The sequence below is a fragment of the Parabacteroides sp. CT06 genome (assembly GCF_002257605.1).
GTDB classification, from domain to species: domain Bacteria; phylum Bacteroidota; class Bacteroidia; order Bacteroidales; family Tannerellaceae; genus Parabacteroides; species Parabacteroides distasonis.
The window spans coordinates 2,992,444-3,011,428 of the sequence record NZ_CP022754.1 but is presented as its reverse complement, the minus strand read 5'-3'; the positions used below and the strand labels follow the sequence as shown (position 1 = coordinate 3,011,428).

General features: G+C 44.8%; 14 protein-coding genes. 11 read left to right on the top strand and 3 right to left on the bottom strand.

The genetic code is table 11. The annotated features are described in order from the left end of the window. The first annotated feature begins 72 nt into the window (after positions 1-72). The 10 genes from CI960_RS13015 (at position 73) to metH (ending at position 10,595) form a co-directional block, all read left to right on the top strand. A complete protein-coding gene (locus tag CI960_RS13015; protein ID WP_005855446.1) occupies positions 73-423 on the top strand; it encodes a cation transporter in 351 nt (116 codons plus the stop codon). Between the two features lie 168 nt (positions 424-591). Beyond that, positions 592-1,119 carry an RNA polymerase sigma factor gene (locus tag CI960_RS13010; protein WP_005865183.1) on the top strand — a complete coding sequence of 176 codons (528 nt, stop codon included), beginning with the start codon at positions 592-594 and terminating at the stop codon, positions 1,117-1,119. A gap of 6 nt (positions 1,120-1,125) precedes the next feature. Then, on the top strand, positions 1,126-2,394 hold the full coding sequence (locus CI960_RS13005; protein ID WP_005855450.1) for a porin family protein: 1,269 nt from the start codon (positions 1,126-1,128) through the stop codon (positions 2,392-2,394). 55 nt (positions 2,395-2,449) lie between these two features. After that, complete coding sequence (locus tag CI960_RS13000; protein ID WP_005855452.1) at positions 2,450-3,223, top strand: hypothetical protein; 774 nt, start codon at positions 2,450-2,452, stop codon at positions 3,221-3,223. Positions 3,224-3,351: 128 nt separating this feature from the next. After that, positions 3,352-4,113 (top strand): hypothetical protein, encoded by a 762-nt coding sequence (locus tag CI960_RS12995; protein WP_005855454.1) that lies wholly within the window; start codon positions 3,352-3,354, stop codon positions 4,111-4,113. Positions 4,114-4,118: 5 nt separating this feature from the next. Then, positions 4,119-4,868, top strand: a complete 750-nt coding sequence (locus CI960_RS12990; RefSeq protein ID WP_011965996.1) for a hypothetical protein — start codon at positions 4,119-4,121, stop codon at positions 4,866-4,868. A 33-nt stretch (positions 4,869-4,901) separates the two neighbouring features. Further along, entirely contained in the window at positions 4,902-5,468 is a 567-nt protein-coding gene (locus CI960_RS12985; protein ID WP_005855458.1) for a YIP1 family protein, read from the top strand. Positions 5,469-5,482: 14 nt separating this feature from the next. After that, positions 5,483-5,944, top strand: a complete 462-nt coding sequence (gene smpB / locus CI960_RS12980) for an SsrA-binding protein SmpB (RefSeq protein ID WP_005855460.1) — start codon at positions 5,483-5,485, stop codon at positions 5,942-5,944. Between the two features lie 6 nt (positions 5,945-5,950). Next, positions 5,951-6,910, top strand: coding sequence for a nucleoside recognition domain-containing protein (locus CI960_RS12975; protein WP_005855462.1), 960 nt, complete (start codon positions 5,951-5,953; stop codon positions 6,908-6,910). Then, positions 6,903-10,595: a methionine synthase gene (metH, locus tag CI960_RS12970; RefSeq protein WP_005855463.1), complete on the top strand. Its 3,693-nt coding sequence runs from the start codon at positions 6,903-6,905 to the stop codon at positions 10,593-10,595. The genes CI960_RS12975 and metH overlap by 8 nt, the downstream gene beginning before the upstream one ends. Before the next feature lie 119 nt (positions 10,596-10,714). Here the strand turns inward: metH and CI960_RS12965 are convergent, their stop codons facing one another. From CI960_RS12965 to CI960_RS12955, 3 genes are read right to left on the bottom strand one after another with little or no spacing between them, the layout of a single operon-like run. Beyond that, entirely contained in the window at positions 10,715-12,271 is a 1,557-nt protein-coding gene (locus tag CI960_RS12965; protein ID WP_005855465.1) for a M81 family metallopeptidase, read from the bottom strand. A 34-nt stretch (positions 12,272-12,305) separates the two neighbouring features. After that, entirely contained in the window at positions 12,306-13,817 is a 1,512-nt protein-coding gene (locus tag CI960_RS12960) for a RagB/SusD family nutrient uptake outer membrane protein (protein ID WP_005855467.1), read from the bottom strand. A 13-nt stretch (positions 13,818-13,830) separates the two neighbouring features. After that, complete coding sequence (locus CI960_RS12955; protein WP_005855469.1) at positions 13,831-17,025, bottom strand: TonB-dependent receptor; 3,195 nt, start codon at positions 17,023-17,025, stop codon at positions 13,831-13,833. 906 nt (positions 17,026-17,931) lie between these two features. On the opposite strand from CI960_RS12955, the gene CI960_RS12945 reads away from it, so the two are divergent. Next, on the top strand, positions 17,932-18,864 hold the full coding sequence (locus CI960_RS12945) for a site-specific integrase (protein WP_005855471.1): 933 nt from the start codon (positions 17,932-17,934) through the stop codon (positions 18,862-18,864). Positions 18,865-18,985 lie beyond the last annotated feature (121 nt).

Below are 18,985 nucleotides of genomic sequence, written 5' to 3'. Positions count from 1 at the left end.
CCTATAGTGGTGCTTTTCTTTTGGTAGATATGAATGGATAATTAGAATTGTTAATATTAAAAATGATTGATTATGAAACGATTAATTATGTTGCTGTTTTGTGCTGTATGTACGGTATCGATGACATTCGCCCAAGACGCGAAAAAGAAGAAGGACTCTGTGACATTCTTTATCGAAGCGATGGATTGTGATCACTGTATCAAGAAGATCGAGAAAAATATCGCTTTCGAGAAAGGAGTGACCGACTTGAAATGTGATCTGAGTACCCGTACGGCCATTGTGACTTACAAGACGGATAAGACTTCGAAGACCCGCTTGGCCGCGGCATTCAAAAAGATCGGTATGGAAGCGGTTCCGGTAGATAATGGCGCCGGTTGTCCGGTACCTCCGGCGAAAAAAAGTGAGCATACTCACGCTCATTAACATGGAAATTCATAAGAACATCTTATCTTTGCAGATGTTCCGTGAGGGCGGGCCGGAGTGTCCGCCCTGTTTATGAAATAATTTTTCTACGGAATGCAGCGTTTGTTTAATTATTTACATCCTAATATTGTACAGTCTCCAGAAGGGAGACGTTCAAGGCACGACTGAATGAATGAGCTACAACTGATAGAGGGTTGTCGGAAGGGGGAGAGACGAGCTCAAAAAGAGCTTTATGATGCATATTCCCGAAAAATGATGGGAGTTTGCCTTCGTTATGTGAACGACAGGGAAACGGCTCGTGATTTGTTGCAGGATGGCTTCGTGAAAATCTTTACCAGTATGGATTCCTATACAGGGAGTGGTTCATTTGAGGGGTGGATGCGGAAGATCTTTGTTAATTGTGCGTTGGAATATCTGCGAAAGTCGGATGTGTTGCGTGAAGCGACCGATCTTGACAATACGGCGGAACTGATTCAACCCGATAGTTCGGCTATCTCGGACATGTCGGCGGCTGAGTTGATGAATCTAGTGAAGGAGTTGCCGGTTGGCTTCCGTACCGTATTCAATATGTTCGCGATAGAGGGATATTCTCATAAGGAGATCAGTGAGATGTTGAACATAACAGAGAGTACTTCCCGTTCACAATATACCCGTGCCAAGCAGTTATTACAACGTAGAATTAACGCATTGTATTGAGATAAGATGAGTAAAAAGGAAAGAGATATATGGGATGATGCGATCCGGTCGAAGCTAGAGGATTTCGAGATGGATACGCTACCCGGCGACTGGGAGGCTATAGCCGATCGATTGCCCGGAAAGGCTCCGGTTCCTTTGCGTCGTACGCTTCGCTACTGGGTTGCCGCCGCCGTGATCTCCTTATTGGTCGTATCGGGTGGTATCTATTTATATGACAGGGAGATGGAAGATCTACCTATAGCCCAAGAAATACAGTCTTCACAAGAGTCGACATCCGTGGATACCCCGGTTGTTCCGATAGAGAAAACGATGGAGCAAGCGCCCGTATTAGCGACTATTCCTGCTGCTGCGGTCGTGAAGGCAAAAGCGGCATCTGGAGCGGTTAAAGTGGGAGCTAAGGCTAGGATGGCAGCGTTCCGGCAAAATGTAGAGAGTGCAGAGGATCGGCCTATTTCTGAGTCGGAGGTAATGTCTGCTGATAGATCGGCGAATGAGAAAAATACCGTTGAACCGGAGGTTGAAAGGAATAATGATGAGATAGTTGTTCTCAAGAATGATGTACTTGTCGCGGATGCTACTCCTGTTACTAAAAAGAAGCCAGAGAAGACCGCGTCTCGGAAATGGGGGTTCGGTATGGGAGGTGGAGGTCTTTCCATGGGCGCTGATAATCTGGTCCCTCAGTATGTGACGAATAGCAGTGTGCTTAAGAGCGAGAATCTGATGAGCTTAAATTCGTTCGATGCGGAGAAGAAAGATCCTGCTAAGACGGATATTCATCATAAGACGCCTATTGGGGTGGGTATCTCAATTAGTCGTTATTTGAATAATCGTTTTTCTTTGCAGACTGGATTAACTTATTCTTACTTAAGATCGGAGTGGAGTACGAATAATACGTACCATATAGAGAATGATCAGCGATTGCATTTTATAGGAATTCCATTATCATTGACTTATAAGATCGCGGAATGGAATCGTTTTATGTTTTACGCCTCAGCCGGAGGTATGGCGGAAATGAATGTCGCTGGCAAACGTAGAATGAAATTATTCTCGGATGAGGTAGAGATCGCAAAGCAAAGTGAACATATTCGAATGAAAGAATGGCTATGGTCTGTAAATGCCCGTGCCGGCGTAAGTTATCCGATTATCCGTTTCGTAAGCGCTTTCGCAGAGGTGGGAGCCAGCTATTATTTTGATAATGGTAGCGAGATCGAAACCATCCATTCGGAGAAGCCGTTTAACATGAGCCTTCAGTTCGGATTTCGTTTTGGTTTTTAATACTCGATAGATTAACAGTGTAAATACAAATACTTAAAAATAGAAAAATTGAATTATGAAAGCATTTAAATTAATTGGAGCAGCGGTGGCTGCGTCATTATTGTTGTTGACCTCTTGTCTTGGAGAATCGAATAATACGGTGACTCGTGCCGGCTTTGGTGTCGCAGGTCTTTCTGAAAAGACATATAAAACGGTACTGAATACAAATATGGGAGCATTATACTCTCCGTCTTTATCGGCACAAGTAGTTGACGGAGCTTGTTACTTGATCAACTATGAATTAGACCTAAATTCTCCGGAGAATGCGAATGCGGCGACAAATGGTTATTTAACAGCGACAATCTCTGTGGCAGATGAGATAACAAAAGGACAGCCAGTCTTTTATAATGTGCCAGATTCGGCCAGCTTACTTCAGAATGAGATACCTGTAAAAAACCTATTTAGCAATGGCGACTATGGGGTGTATGTAGACGGTTATTTATTCTTCTTTATAACAATGGATATGTTTAAGGATCAGAAAAATTCTTATACTTTATATTGGGATCGTTCAAAGGAGCCTACTATGGTGGATAATGTCCCGACATATGACTTGTTCTTGCGTGTCGCTAAAGTAGCGGACGGAACAGGTTCTGCGGCATCATCTATAGGAGAAGTCCGTGCGTTTAATGTTAAGTCTGTATTGGAGTCTGTGAATAGCGCTGAGGCTAATAAAGATTCAAAGTCTTTTAATCTTAAGGTCAATTATCTAAATACGATTAATGAAAAAGATAGTACGGATTTGAAATGGGCTTCTTATACCGTTCTATTCCAAGTCGTGAAAAACTCATAAAGAAATTAGTATAGAAGTTGAGGGCGTACCGATAAGAAGATTATCGATACGCCCTATTTTTTTGCCGTTTTTTTTATGTATATGGGTAAAGATCGTATCTTTGCGTACTTTAAGAGGAGTATTGTGAAATGAGATACAAGAATTTAATAGGTTTTGTCTGGGTGGCGGTTTTCATGAGTCTGTTTACTTCTTGCCTAAAAGACATAAATAACGTCTATAATCCGGGAACGACCGCCGCTGTGGTTCGTCAACATGGAGATAGCGCGTTGATGATGGCTAATACCCGGTTCGGTTGGATCTATTCGACGAAGCTGAGCTCATACTCAGAGGGTAAATGCTTGTTAGTGAGCTTTGATTATGATCCTAGCTTACCGGAAAATACGAATGCGGAACAAAAAGGGTATTATACGGTGACGATACAAGGGGAAACCGCTGTTAACCAGCAAAACGCTGAGAGCCCTCTTACGGATACGCATAAATTATTGACTAATGAGCAACCGGTACTTGCGGTCAACCCCAATGATTCTGTTTTATACATCAAATTAGAAGACTATTTATTTCTGCCCTCTGCTTGTTGGACGACAAAAGATCGGACTTTAAATTGGCAATTGACTTACGATCCGGCTCAGGAAGCTGTTGTGGAAAATCGGAAATCAATTTATTCCTTATATTTACGGGCTGCCGCTACGACCGGAAAGCCGGAGGATAAGGCAGAGGAGGCTATCGCGGTTATCAATGCCTTTAATCTGGCGAATTTTATCAAGGATATGCGAGAACAAGGTGGACGCGACGCGGATATGTATGTTCGGATTCATTATATCGATCAAATTAATCCGAAAGATAGTACCCAGTTTACATGGGGAGTAACGGATCCTTTACTTATAAACTAAAGAAGATGAGAAAGCGAATTTTATACGGCTTATTTTTATCCTTGTTTTTCTTAATGACCTCTTGTATGGGGGATGGAAGTAACTCCATCAATTATCATCGGGTAGGAGTGATACGTGAGAATCCTATGCGATGTATCTATACGGCGGATGATCAAGGGAATATATTTATCGTCTCTTCCTCTGAGTTTGAGAATCGGACGGATTTGAAAGATGGCGATTGCTGTGTGGTTGATTTCAAGACGAATTTTAGCGAGGAATTGGGCAATGGTGTTTACAACGCTGAGATTTATAAGTATGATTCGGTCGCTGTATGGCCTTTGCATGAGACATTGACTGATACTACGGTTGTATTGGACAAGGAGCGTCTGGTTACGCTGGACTTTAAGAAAAGTATTTATTTGGAAGGACGTTTCTTCTTGCAAACCCAACATGTAAATCATCAGGTAGACCAAAAGGATATTTTCAATTTATCCTATAACCCTGATCAGGAGGTGGAAGAAGACAGCACCGGACAACGGGTCTATAACCTATACCTTCGGGTAACCCAAGAGGGGGGTACCGGCGATTCCACTAAATGGATCAATACGACCGCTTTTACAATCGATAAGTTTTTGGACCAAGCCAAAGCGATAGAGAGTAGTGAGGGGCAAAATGTGATAAATTTTAAAATAAATTATGCCGAACGCTATAATGCGGATACAACCGCATGTGTTTGGGGGGCTACCGACGTATTTACGTTGCGTTTTACGAATTAAATATATACTTTTGCTATTTAAAAGTAAACAGAGATGTATAAGGAGATATTTAGGTGGGTAATCGCTATCATCTCACAGCCAGCGAAGGCGTGGGTCTTGTTAGCGAAAAAAGGAGAGAAGCAGGAGGAGTTCTTATCCCGATTCGTGTATCCTTTGATCGGCTTCGTTACTGTTGCGGCTTTTCTGGGCGTATTGTTTACGCGGAAGGAGTTTGATTTAGAGCTGGCCTTGAAGTCGTCTATCCGGACATTGGTGTCCTCGTTCGGTGGTTTTTACCTCGGGGCTTATCTGATGAACGAGATATGGCAAGGTATATTTAAACGGGAGAAGGATTTGAAACTGTGGTTGCGCTTCGTCGGGTATTCCTCGTCGTTGATGTTCGCTTTGAATATCGCATTGATGTTGCTTCCCGAGTTTTTCTTCTTGCGGATATTTATCCTTTATACATTCTATATTGTTTGGGAAGGCGCTGGTCCGTATATGGGAGTCGAGGAGAAGATCCGTCTGAAGTTCGTAGGATTTACAACCGCCATTATATTACTGACTCCGGCAGTTATCGAGATTTTGTTATCGATGTTGATGCCCGGTTTGAGTTTTTGACAGAATAACACAAGATGAAAGAGAAGATTAGTAATAACATACAGATAAAGAATAAGCGGGCGACGTTCGACTACGAGTTGCTCGACACTTTTACGGCCGGGATCGTACTGACCGGAACGGAGATTAAATCGATCCGTTTAGGGAAGGCGAGTTTGGTAGATACGTTTTGTATCGTGGAAAAAGGGGAACTGTGGGTGAAGAATATGTACATCGCCGAATATTTTTACGGTACGTACAATAATCACAACGCACGGCGGGACCGGAAATTACTTCTTACCAAAAAGGAATTACGAAAGATCGAGGGTGCGGTTCGTGCTAGTGGTTTTACGATCGTTCCCACTCGTTTGTTTATCAATGAGAAAGGATTGGCGAAAGTAGTCGTCGCGATCGCACGAGGTAAAAAGGAATATGATAAGCGAGACTCCATCCGGGAACGTGACGACCGACGGGAGATGGATCGAGCTTTCAAACGATAAGTCGAGATGGAAACAGGGCAAGGCGTGATCGGTAGGGTTTGGGGATGTATCCTGAAAGCTCTGCCTAAAGCAGGCAAGACGTGTTTATGGCTGCTAAAGATTATTTTGCCTATTTCTTTATTGGTCCGTATATTGCAATATTCCGGAATATTAGGTCAGATCTCGGATTGGTTAGTGCCCGTGTTCTCGTTGGTGGGTCTGCCGGGGGAGACAGCCATTGTTTTTATAACCAGTATATTCTCCCCATTATATGCTCCGATCGCTTTGATCACCTCGATGTCTTTAGGAGTCCGTGAAGCTACGATATTGGCATTGATGTGCCTTACTTCCCATAATCTAATGGTAGAATCCTCCGTACAGGCAAAGACCGGGTCTTCTTTCTGGGAGATGACGCTGCTCCGTTTGATCATGAGTTTCGTGATCGCCTTTTCTTTGAATTGGGTAATGCCCCATGAAGGATGGGGACAGGTCGGGATCGCTCAAAGTGCGGCTGTATGCGATAATTGGTTGGAAGTATTCGTACTTTGGTTTACCAGCTCGATGAAGGTGGTGATTTCTATTTTGATAATTGTTACGGCTTTAATGATCCTTCATTATATATTGGAAGAGTTTAATCTAATGAAAGGATTGTCCTCGGTCTTTTCTCCGCTGATGCGATTATTTGGCTTGCCTCAAGATGCCGCTTTTTTGTGGTTGGTAGGTAATGTGGTCGGACTGGCTTATGGCGGGGCTATTATGGTAGAGCAAATGGAGCAGAGGAAGTTGTCTTACGGTGACGGCAACTTGCTGAACCATCATTTGGCCGTGTGCCATTCCCTGTTGGAAGATACGATCATCTTTGCCGCGATAGGGGTACCCGTTCTTTGGGTGGTGCCTACCCGTCTGTTTTTCGCCATCGCTGTGGTATGGATCCTCCGGGGATATAGTTATATGTACGCAAGAAAGGTAAAACATATTTATGAATAAGGAACGATTTCTGCGACTCTTGAATGAGCGCATTTTGATCTTGGATGGTGGTATGGGTACCATGATCCAAAGTTTCAAACTAAACGAACAAGATTACCGAGGCGAACGTTTCGCCGATTTTCCGGGACAGTTGAAGGGGAACAATGATTTATTGTGTATCACCCGCCCGGATGTAATCCAGTCTATTCATCGTCAGTATTTGGATGCGGGAGCGGATATCTTCGCTACGAATACGTTTAACGCGAACGCTATTTCCATGGCAGATTATGCGATGGAGGCCTATGTACGTGAGATAAATCTGGCCGCCGGACGATTGTCGAGGGAAGTGGCGGATACCTATATGGCAGAGCATCCGGATCGTACGATCTTCGTGGCCGGATCGATCGGTCCTACTAATAAGACAGCTTCTATGAGTCCAGATGTAAGTGATCCCGCTTATCGTGCCGTAACTTATAAAGATTTGTATAATGCCTACAAGGAGCAAGTCGAGGGACTTGTTGACGGCGGGGTGGATATCATCCTTTTCGAGACTACTTTCGATACGTTGAACGTAAAAGCGGGATTGGAAGCGGCTGAGGTCGTGTTGAAAGAGAAAGAAAAAGACCTGCCGATTATGTTGTCTTTGACTTTGTCCGCACAAGGTGGACGAACATTTTCCGGACAGACTTTATTGGCCTTCTTAGCTTCCATACAGCATACACATATTGTTTCGGTTGGCTTAAACTGCTCTTTCGGAGCGGCGGATATGAAGCCCTATTTACAAGAGTTGGCGAAGTATGCCCCCTATTATATCAGCGCTTATCCGAACGCCGGATTGCCGAATAGTTTTGGTACCTATGACGAGACGCCGGATAAAATGGCCCAACATGTGAAGCCTTTTGTGGAAGAGGGATTGGTGAACATTATCGGAGGCTGTTGCGGAACGACTCCAGCGCATATCTCCCGGTATCCGGAGTTGGTGAAAGGAGCTAAACCGCATATCCCGGCTCCGAAACCGGATTGCCTGTGGCTGTCGGGCTTGGAACTGCTGGAGGTGAAACCGGAGAATAATTTCGTGAACGTGGGAGAGCGTTGTAATGTGGCCGGTTCTCGGAAATTCTTACGCTTGATAAAAGAAGGCAGTTATGAGGAAGCGTTGACGATCGCTCGTAAGCAAGTGGAGGATGGCGCCCAAGTGATCGATATCAATATGGACGATGGTATGTTGGATGCCGTGAAAGAAATGAAGACATTCTTAAACTTGATCGCCTCCGAACCGGATATTGCCCGTGTACCCGTCATGATCGATTCTTCTAAATGGGAAGTGATCGAGGAAGGCTTGATGTGCGTGCAAGGAAAGAGCATCGTGAATTCCATCTCCTTGAAAGAAGGAGAGGAGGTCTTCCTTAAACATGCCGCCCGTATTAAGCAACTGGGTGCGGCTGCGGTCGTGATGGCTTTCGACGAGAAGGGGCAGGCGGATACCTATGAAAGAAAGATTGAGATTTGTGAACGGGCCTATCGCCTATTGATCGAGAAGATCGATTTCAATCCCCAAGATATTATTTTTGACCCGAACGTATTGGCGATCGCTACCGGTATGGAGGAACATAATGGCTATGGTCTGGCGTTTATCCGTGCCGTTGAATGGATCAAGAAGAACTTGCCGGGTGCGAAGGTGAGTGGTGGTGTAAGTAATTTATCTTTCTCTTTCCGGGGGAACAATCATGTACGCGAGGCTATGCATTCCGTATTTCTATATCATGCGATCGGGAAGGGGATGGATATGGGTATCGTGAATCCGTCTACCTCCGTACTTTATGAGGATATAGAGCCGGAGTTCCGTACCTTGTTGGAAGACGTGATCTTGGCACGCCGTCCGGAAGCTGCCGAGGAATTAATTACTTATGCTCAAAATTTACATGTTCAAGCTTCCGGAGAAACTCCGGAGAAGCATGAGGCTTGGCGTGAGCTTTCATTGAAGGAGCGTTTGGAACATGCCTTAATCAAAGGGATCGGAGACTATTTGGAGGACGATTTACAAGAAGCCTTGCGGATTTATCCGCATGCCGTGGATATAATTGACGGTCCGTTAATGAGCGGAATGAATAAGGTCGGCGAGTTATTCGGTGCCGGAAAGATGTTTCTCCCTCAAGTCGTGAAGACCGCACGTACGATGAAAAAGGCCGTGGCTATTTTACAACCGGCCATTGAATCTGAAAAGAAAGCTTCCGGCTCCGCGAAGGCCGGTAAAGTGATTTTCGCTACGGTAAAAGGGGATGTACATGATATAGGTAAGAATATCGTCTCTATCGTATTGTCTTGTAATAACTACGAGGTGATTGATTTAGGGGTAATGGTTCCCGCAGATGTGATCATAAAGAAAGCGATCGAGGAGAAACCGGATCTGGTTTGCTTATCCGGCTTGATAACCCCTTCTTTAGAAGAGATGGCGCATGTCGCAGACGAGATGCAGAAAGCGGGACTTACGATTCCTATGATGGTGGGTGGCGCTACGACCTCCAAATTGCATACGGCGGTGAAGATCGCTCCGCATTATGATTATCCGGTGATTCATGTGCTGGATGCCTCACAGAATCCGTTGATCGCCGCCAAACTATTGAATCCAGATACCCGTGACGCTTATATCAGGGAGTTGGAACAAGAACAAGAAGCCTTGCGTGCCTCTTTAGGGCAGAAGAAAGAGACCTTGGCTTCTCTTTCAGAGGCTCGTAAGCATCCGATAGAAATAGATTGGACCGGGTATACACCGGTTGTTCCGGCCCGGATGGGGGTACATGTTATCCCTTATATCCCCTTGGAAGAAGTGATTCCTTATATCCACTGGACCTTCTTTTTTAGCGCATGGAAATTGAATGGCCGTTTCTCGGAAATCTCCCAGATACATGGTTGCGATTCTTGTCGTGCCTCTTGGTTGGCCGGATTCCCGGAAAAAGATCGTGCGAAGGCTACCGAGGCGATGCAATTATACAAGGATGCTGTTAGGTTATTGGATCGGCTGGTCAATATGAAGGTTGAATATTGTAAAGCGATTTACGGATTTTTCTCAGCGAATAGTGAAGGGGATACGATCCGAATGGGTGATATAGCGCTGCCTTTATTACGTCAGCAAGTAAAAAAAGAGGAAAATATTTATAAATGTCTTTCCGATTATGTAATACCGGTTTCCGAGGAGCGAACTGATTATGTAGGGGCGTTTGTCGTTACCGCTGGAGCTGGCGCTGATTGTTTGAAGGATAAATTTGAGGAAGAAGGCGATACCTATAATTCAATGTTGCTGCAAACCTTGACCGATCGCCTAGCGGAAGCTACAGCCGAATATCTTCATGAGAAAGTACGTAAAGAATATTGGGGATATGCTAAAGACGAATCCTTGTCTATCCCGGATCTTTACAAGGTGAAATACCAAGGAATCCGTCCGGCTATCGGTTACCCTTCTCTACCGGATCAATTATTGAATTTCACATTGGATGGATTGCTCGATATGTCGCGAATTGGTGTTTCGTTAACCGAGAATGGTGCCATGTATCCTACGGCTTCGGTTAGTGGGATTTATATTGCCCATCCCTCTTCTCAATATTTCATGATCGGTTCTATCGATGAGGAGCAGATGAGAGATTATGCGAGCCGCCGGAATTTAACGGAGGAGCAAGTCCGAAAGTTATTGAGTAGGAATATAGGATAATTTAGTAGCATCACTGCAACCCGGGTTGCAGTGATGCTGCAATGCCTGTGCAGTAATACTGCAACACCTATTGCAGTAACACTGCATAGGCATTGCAGTAAAAAATCGATCAATACGATCTATCTGCCATAGTAATGCTTGGCGGAAGGAACCATGATAACGTTCAATTCCGGATCAGCCATGTCTGGATCGATCGGGAACATCGGTCTCACGATATTCTTATAGGGAAGCTTCTTGAAGTCCTGATCCACGCCTCCCCTTGTAAAAGCCATCACCCAATCCGCTTGTATATTGTACCATTGGGTTACAAGGTAACCCTGTTTAACCATTACGATATCCATTTCCTTCGGGTCAATTCCTGAACCCTCTAGGTTTGGAGTGGGAGACGATGTGCCTACTACCACATAAACGCTTCCGGTCTTTACGATAGCGATATCTCTTTTCCGTCTCCATGATTCTGCGTTCTTGTCTTCTTCCGGACTGACATAAACCACGGTACCCGATAATTTCACGGGACCTTCGTAGGAATTATCGACCATGGCACCTACCATGCCTTCTACGTGTCCGCCTACGCCGACCTTACGTGCCTGCTTAACCACTTCTTCTCCCGGGATGGAGCAATAAAGAACGCTCTTTCCCTTATCAGTCTGGAATTCCGGACGCTTCAAGAGTCTCGCCAAAGTCCAAGTGACCTCGCCTGAGCCGCCTCCGCCGGGATTATCTCCCATATCACTGATAAAGAAAGGCTTCTTTTTGCTTGCTATTGCCAAATCGATACATTTCTCGAGCGAATATCCCGGAGCTTCCAGCGAGAACTGCTTACGGACATCCCAGAATTTCTGGGCGAGTTTCTTCGCCCCGGCTTTTACCTGTTCCTCATCGTCACCGTAAACCATCACGGTTCCTTGGTTCCGTGGGTTGTCTCCCCAAACATAACCGATCCAGATCCCTGCGTCTATCACTCCGGGCATGGCTTCAACCTCGGGAACCAATGCGTACAGCGATTTCGCAGGCTCGACACGGGTACTCGACCATTCGCCGGAAACTAGGACAGGAACAGCAACCCATGCCTTGTATGCCGGACGCCCTTTCCCTGATTCAAGACGTTCCAACAAATTGACAACCCCTCGCCGATGTGATTCACGAGAATCCGCATGCGGTGCTTGACGATAAGTCGTAATCAAATCGGAGTTGAGAGCTACCAACCAAGACGTATTTCCGTGAAGGTCCATCGTGGTGGTAGTCAAGACATCGTTTCCGATCAAGCTACGCACCTTCTCCATGAATTCGCCCTCGGGATCGGCTACGCCTTCCACGCTACAAGCTCCGTGGTTATAAAACCAGAAAGCGTCATATGGCATATTGGCCTTGATCATCTCCAATGTTTTTTCCACAAACGCGTCGTACGATTCTTTTGTCACGGGGCCTCTTCCACCGCCATAGCCAATCTGCGTGGGAAGCCAAGTGGCCGCCTGTCCCATTGCGGAGTCTGGGCTGAGATAGTCCGGCATTCTTACGGGGTGTCCTACGAGCGGCTGCCTATTCGGGACGAACACGCTGTTTTCTATCTGTATACCGGCAATACCGATACGAGGTTTTTTCTTCTGTCCAAAGGCCTCTCCAACGAACGATACGGCCAAGAGACAGATTCCGAGCAATACTAAATTCCTTTTCATGCTATTATGATTTTTGCGAATTGTTATTTCCTTATTAATTAGTTATTAAACCGTCACTAATATCAATCTCGGTTTGAGGTATAGGCAATACTTCCGCACCGGCGCTGAAAGGAGTCTTAGCTCCAAATTCCGCCTTCTTGGTTCCGTTAAAGACTTTCTCGCCCCATCCTACACGTACCACGTCAAAGAACCGGAAACCTTCCATTCCGAACTCCAGATGACGCTCATTCATGATGTCTTCAAACAATTGGCTTCCTGTATGGTTCTTAGGAGCCAAGTTGACATGACTTCTTACCTCATTCAGATACTTTTGCGCATTAGCGATATCGCCGCTGAAATAACAAGCCTCGGCATAGTTCAAATATACCTCCGCAAGGCGGATAAGCCTGAGGTTCGTGGGTTGATTATTTCCCCTATTCTCCTCTCTTTGCCCGGGCGCGAGATATAGTTTGCGATTGTACCAACCGGTTCGGTCGTCCGTAACGGGTGCCACATCGCCTTTGGCTGCGGTCTCGATCTCTATGGCCTCTTCCGTGGAAAGGAGAGTGGTCTTCTTTCGTATGACATCCCCCTCGGCATCATAAGCGTCCGCCAAGGCCTGTGTAGGTTGCGCGCAACCGAAGCCGATCGTCATGTTTCGGGGCATAGACATCAATACGTGGCGGTTACCGTTATTTACGTTATACGAGCTTTGAGTGGAAGAGTTATACATATTCACTTCTAGGATCGATGAGGAACAATGCTCGCCGTCCAGTGAGAATTGCCAAGTGTAATCTTCCGGAGCTACTAGGCTATACTCTCCCCCGCACTCATTCTGGAATTTCTCGAAAGCCTTTTTTACCTCATCGTATTTTTTCTCATACAGATAAATACGTGTTTGCATGGCGATGGCCGCGCCTTTGGTAATCCTTCCCGCATAGCTTGACTCGTAGTTAGCCACCTCACTTTTCTTAGGTAATACGCTAACCGCATCGTTTAGGTCTTGCTCGATAACCGAGTATATCTCTTCGACAGACGCACGTCCGAGTCTCTCATGATCGAGATCCAAGACTCCCGTATAGCAAGGAACACCACCAAAGGTTTTCACAAGCTCGAAATAAGTATAGGCGCGAATAAACTTGGCCTCACCGATCATCTGTTCCCTGTTATATTTCGAGAATAGGGCATCGTCTGCCATTTCCATATCCCGTATAAACAAATTGGCCTTATTAATACATTGGTAAGAATACCGATATTTGTTCAAGATCTCGGTATGATCCGCTTGATACTGATAATTCTCCAGCAACGTGAAGGTTTGTGCGTCGTTCGAAGAACCGCTGTAGGTCGCGTCATTCGACAACACGTCGCCGAAACATTGCATTGACCATGTGTAACGGAAGTCCTTCATGACGGAATAGACAGCGGTCAGACGCAAGAAAGCTTGTCTTTCCTCTGATATCTCTCCAGCCTCCGGACTTCCTAACGGAGCTAAATCCAAATCTGCGCAACTGCTGAATCCTGTTAAAATCGCTAGTACGATTCCTATGATATATTTGTTTTTAAACATGACATTATAAATTTTAAAAAGTAACATTAATACCTCCGGTGAATGAAATGTTCTGAGGATAGATACCGTAATCTATACCTCTAGACAAAGAGCTGGACTGACCCACTTCCGGATCCATACCCGAGTAACTGGATATCGTAAACAAGTTCTGGCCGCTTACATAAAAACGTACTTTTTGTAGTTTTATCCTCTGCGTGAGAGAAGCGGGCAGGGTATAACCTAGCTGGGCGTTTCTCAAGCGGAAATAAGTCCCGTTTTCTACGTACATGTCCGAGAAGCGGTCATTGTCGTTTACGTCCGTAGCCGTCAGGCGAGGGATGTCCGTATTTGTATTATTTGGCGTCCAATAGTTCATTAACGCTCTATCCTTGTTCGTTATATCGTTCGGGAAGTAGGTGTAATAACGCATCGCATTAAATATTTGATTACCGATTGTTCCACCAAACTGCAAATTGAGGTCGAAACCTTTCCACGCCATACCCATGTTGATACCGTATATGATATCCGGAATAGGATTACCGATCATGCATCTATCACTCGAGTCTAATTTACCATCGCCGTTCGTGTCTACGAACAATACATCGCCCAATTCGGCATTAGGTTGGAAATCCGCCCGCTTAACGGCATTCAACTGTTCCTGTGTTTGGATAAGCCCGTCTGTCTTATAGCCCCAGAATGCGCCGATAGGCATACCTTCATTCGTATAGGTGAGGTACATGCTTCCGTTTCGGAATGGTCCATCGGAGATTGGTGTGCCACCATTCAATTTCGTCATGCGGTTACGGATGGTCGACATATTTACTCCCACGTTGTATTCGAAACCACTTTCGGTCTTGTCTCTCCACTCGAGATTCATCTCGATACCGCGGTTGTTCGCCTCGCCGATATTGGTATAGGTGTTGCTGGCATATCCCATATAGATAGGCATAGGAGCGGCAAGCAGCATGTCCTTCGTTGTCTTGTAATAATACTCGAAGCTGAAGACCATGCGGGTGTTAAAGAAGCTTGCGTCAAGACCGATATTCAGAGATTCCGTGGTTTCCCATTTAATATCCGGATTGCCCAATCTGCTCACGGCAATACCTTGATACAAGGTCTCATTCTCTCTCGCTCCGAATAAAGCGCCGTATTGCGTACTCAATGACAGCAAACTACGATCCACATAATTGGTGATATTCTGATTTCCGATCTGTCCCCAGCCCCCGCGGAGTTTCAAGGAGGAAACCCATTCGGCGTTCAATTTCTGGAAGAACGGTTCGTTGTCGATTCTCCAACCTAGAGCGAACGAGGGGAAGTTACCCCAGCGATTCTTGGAAGAGAATTTAGAGGAGCCGTCTCGCCGGAAAGTGGCCGTAATAAGGTATTTGTTATTGTAATCGTAGTGTAGGCGGCCCAGATAAGACATCAAACCATATTCCGTAGCGCTATTGCTGGCCGTGGTCTTGTTCTTGTCCAGCGTAGCGTCTATATAATGCAGGTTATCCGACTCTCCGATAAGATCTCTCGCGTTTACGCTCAAGGTTTCCTGCTTACCCCATTCGTTGGTATAACCTACGAGAGCGGATATGGAGTGCTTCTCGGCAAACGTTTTCTCATACGAAAGGGTATTCTCGAACGTATAGTAATGCCCTTTGGTCTGCGACTTCGATAAACTACTCTCTAAATTTCTTTGGCTTGAGGATACCTCATAGACAGGCGAGAAGGTTTTATTGTCTACCCTTCTGATTTCCGCTCCGAAGCTACTCTTGAACTTCAATCCTTTTATAATCTGCCATTCCCCATACATATTGCCGATGAAAGCAAGTTTCTCCCGTTGATTATCCCGATACATGATACTTGCCAATGGGTTATAGTAGTCAATATAAGGAGAGTAACCATATGAACCGTCTGCGTTTTGGGCGGGAGTTACCGGATCCAAACGGATCGCGTTACTTACGACACCATAGTCGGAGTCGTACACATTACTACTGTTGCGCTCACTAATACTTGCGTCGGTAGATCTCGCGATCGATGCGTTGGTACCCACTACCAAATGATCTTTGAGCACCGTTTTTTCCGTGCTTTGACGGACACTGAACCGTTCGTAGTTGGATTTCTTGATCGTTCCATCTTGGTTGATATAGTTCAAGCCCAGATTGAATTTATAGTCGTTCTCTTTACCACCGCTTATGCCGACACTGTAGTTATGCATAAAGGCCGTATGCGTAATCTCGTCCATCCAATTGGTGGAAACATTACGATTGACAAGGGCCAAGTTGATGGGAACGCTCCTCACTGTGTTCAACTGCTCCTGATAGTCGTACCATTCCGGACCTGACATCAAATCGAGATTATTCAATATTTTGTTCATACCCCAATATGCGTCGAGCGTAACGGTGGTTTTTCCAGCGGCGCCTTTTTTCGTAGTGATAAGGATTACGCCGTTCGCGCCACGGGAACCGTAGATAGCGGAAGCGGAAGCGTCTTTAAGCACCTCCATAGACTGTATATCCGATGTGTTCAGGTAGTTTATATCCGTCACGGGCATCCCATCCACGACGAACAATGGCTCCGCGTCGTTTACCGTACCGACACCTCTGATACGGATCGTGGCGGCGGAACCCGGAGATCCGGAACTGGAAGTGACGGATACACCGGTAGCCAAGCCTTGCAATGCGGTAGAAACATTGGCCACTGCTTGGCGAGCGATTTTCTCCTCGCTCACGGACGAGATAGCCCCCGTGATATCACTTTTCTTCATCGTACCGTAGCCAATCACTACCACCTCATCCAACTTTTGTGTGTCCTCTTGCAAGGAGATGCTTAAAACCGATTTATTGCCTACCGGAATCTCCTGGTTCATATAACCGATATAGGACACTTGCAAAATAGCGTCTTTGGCTACTTCCAACGTGAATTTTCCATCTATATCCGTTATTGTCCCGTTTGTTGTCCCTTTTACCATCACATTGGCGCCAATTATCGGCATACCGGTAGCATCAATCACGGTTCCGGTGATCTGACGGGTGTTTTGTTGCGGGGTGGATACGATTGATGGTTTCTCTATAATCATGATGTCGCTTTTAATGCGCATGTTTGGGGAGTGTACGGAAGCGTATACACCTGTGGTAAAAACAAATAGCGGGATTGAGGTTAACTTCATGGCTCTGCCCAATTTAGTTTTTGTGTTTAATCGGGGGTTAGGATTCCCCTTACAAATTTCATTCATACATTTGTAATGTTTTAGTGTTAGTATTAATTGATTTAAAGGCGTTTAGAAACTTGTTTGGCTGGATTATATAGCCATATCTTCCAGCCAGTTTCCTTGCTAGATATGGTTCATGATGGTTCCTGTTTCATAGGCTCTCCTTTCTTTAAGATTAACTTTAGTAAACTGAATATGTTTATTTGGTTGTTTGATTTGCAATATTCGTGAAAAAAAACGACACCTGCAAGCAAGTCTCTGCTAATTTAATATTGTGTATTCAATCGATAGAAGTCATTAATACGGCTTAATTATGTCAATTTGTCATTTCTCTCTCCTTCTGCTTCTCGTATTTGAGATAGGATAGTGTGTGTGTTTATTATATGCGATTCTCCGGTTGTTAAGCTCTGACGAATAGAATGTGTATGAAGGAAAATACTTGCAGTTTGCTTTCTTTTTATCAATATCCGCCGAATAATTATACCTCTTGTTTCTGAAAACTAATAAATGCTTCCTGAATGATATTTGAAAATCAATCGATTTTTTTGCCGTTCTAGAGCGCAAAGGCTCTATATAGTCTCGTTTTTCAGTGTACAAAAGATTGAGATTAGGAGTAGATCCCAGCTAAATTAGAGCAAGTGCCGGATAATCCGAACTAGATGCCGGGTAGATGTCGGTTATCTGCCGGGAAATAGAAATTATAAGCCGACTAAATACATACAAGTTCAGGATATATCCTAAAAAATGTGCTATTTTGGGTACTAAAGTTCCATAATATTGGTTTAAACGTAACTGTTTTGAAAAAGTATGTGTTTAAAATATGTTTAGAAAGTAAACATTATGATAGTGTTTCGGTAATTCTTTTTGCATTCAGATAGTATGAGTTACATTTGTCAATTCATTTCAAATATTATTTAAAAACAGAGAGATATGGATGAGAAAGGATTCGTGGAAGGGGTGAGAAGGTATATGTCCCAGTTACGAGAGGAAAAGCGTTATTCCTCCGCCAAAAGTTATCAGGATGCGTTGAACTCCTTTATAAAGTATAGTGGAACAGAGAACATTTCCTATTCGGATATCAATAAGGCCAATCTTCACCGATATGAGGCTTATTTGCTGGAGAAAGGCTGCATGTGCAACACGGTTTCCACTTATATGCGTCGTATCCGTTGCGTCTATAACAAGGCGATCGAAGATGGTGATGCGGAATATATCCCTGGTTTGTTCCAAGGAGTTTTTACGGGAGTGGAGAGTAAGCGCAAGAAATCCCTATCCTTAGAGAACCAACATAAGTTGATGACGGTGAAGGTAGAGAGTGAGGTGCTAAGGGAGACACAACTGGTCGTTTGTCTGTTGTTTCAGTATGCAGGAATGTCGTTCGTGGACTTCGCCCACCTAAAAGAAAGGAATATCAAAAACGGGATATTGGACTATAATCGGCAGAAGACAGGCACACCGATGAGACTGGAAATTTTGGATACGGCAGAATTGATGCGCAAGGAATTAATGGGTGACAAGAGGCCGGCCTCAGGCTATTTATTCCCTTTTTTGAGTGGAACGAAGACGGGCTATGAGGCATATCTCGAATACAATGCGGCCCTATCCCGGTTCAATCGAAATTTGAAGGCGTTGAAAAAGGCCGCTGGAATAGCATCGGATGTTACCTCTTATACGATCCGCCATTCCTTCGCCATGGCATTGAAAGAGCAAAATGTCCCTATAGAAATGATCAGTGAATTATTGGGGCATAAGTCCATCAAGACCACCCAGATTTATCTGAGAAGTTTCTCTTTGGAAAAAATGACAGAGGTGAATAGCACTTGCTTTGGTTGTGTCTATAATTATGTGTCGAAAGTGGGATGAGGCTACTTAGTGAGTAGCGTTTGTTTCACGCCGCAAATGTAGTAAAAAATAACAAAAAACAAGCAATCATTAGGGTTTGTTTGTGTTTCCAGTTGGATTCTCGTTAAATATTCGTTCTTAT

Excerpts from the sequence above, each read along its gene's own strand:
- CI960_RS13015 (WP_005855446.1), top strand. The coding sequence starts at position 73 with ATGAAACGATTAATTATGTTGCTGTTTTGTGCTGTATGTACGGTATCG.
- CI960_RS13010 (WP_005865183.1), top strand. The coding sequence starts at position 592 with ATGAATGAGCTACAACTGATAGAGGGTTGTCGGAAGGGGGAGAGACGA.
- CI960_RS13005 (WP_005855450.1), top strand. The coding sequence starts at position 1,126 with ATGAGTAAAAAGGAAAGAGATATATGGGATGATGCGATCCGGTCGAAG.
- CI960_RS13000 (WP_005855452.1), top strand. The coding sequence starts at position 2,450 with ATGAAAGCATTTAAATTAATTGGAGCAGCGGTGGCTGCGTCATTATTG.
- CI960_RS12995 (WP_005855454.1), top strand. The coding sequence starts at position 3,352 with ATGAGATACAAGAATTTAATAGGTTTTGTCTGGGTGGCGGTTTTCATG.
- CI960_RS12990 (WP_011965996.1), top strand. The coding sequence starts at position 4,119 with ATGAGAAAGCGAATTTTATACGGCTTATTTTTATCCTTGTTTTTCTTA.
- CI960_RS12985 (WP_005855458.1), top strand. The coding sequence starts at position 4,902 with ATGTATAAGGAGATATTTAGGTGGGTAATCGCTATCATCTCACAGCCA.
- smpB (WP_005855460.1), top strand. The coding sequence starts at position 5,483 with ATGAAAGAGAAGATTAGTAATAACATACAGATAAAGAATAAGCGGGCG.
- CI960_RS12975 (WP_005855462.1), top strand. The coding sequence starts at position 5,951 with ATGGAAACAGGGCAAGGCGTGATCGGTAGGGTTTGGGGATGTATCCTG.
- metH (WP_005855463.1), top strand. The coding sequence starts at position 6,903 with ATGAATAAGGAACGATTTCTGCGACTCTTGAATGAGCGCATTTTGATC.
- CI960_RS12965 (WP_005855465.1), bottom strand. The coding sequence starts at position 12,271 with ATGAAAAGGAATTTAGTATTGCTCGGAATCTGTCTCTTGGCCGTATCG.
- CI960_RS12960 (WP_005855467.1), bottom strand. The coding sequence starts at position 13,817 with ATGTTTAAAAACAAATATATCATAGGAATCGTACTAGCGATTTTAACA.
- CI960_RS12955 (WP_005855469.1), bottom strand. The coding sequence starts at position 17,025 with ATGAATGAAATTTGTAAGGGGAATCCTAACCCCCGATTAAACACAAAA.
- CI960_RS12945 (WP_005855471.1), top strand. The coding sequence starts at position 17,932 with ATGGATGAGAAAGGATTCGTGGAAGGGGTGAGAAGGTATATGTCCCAG.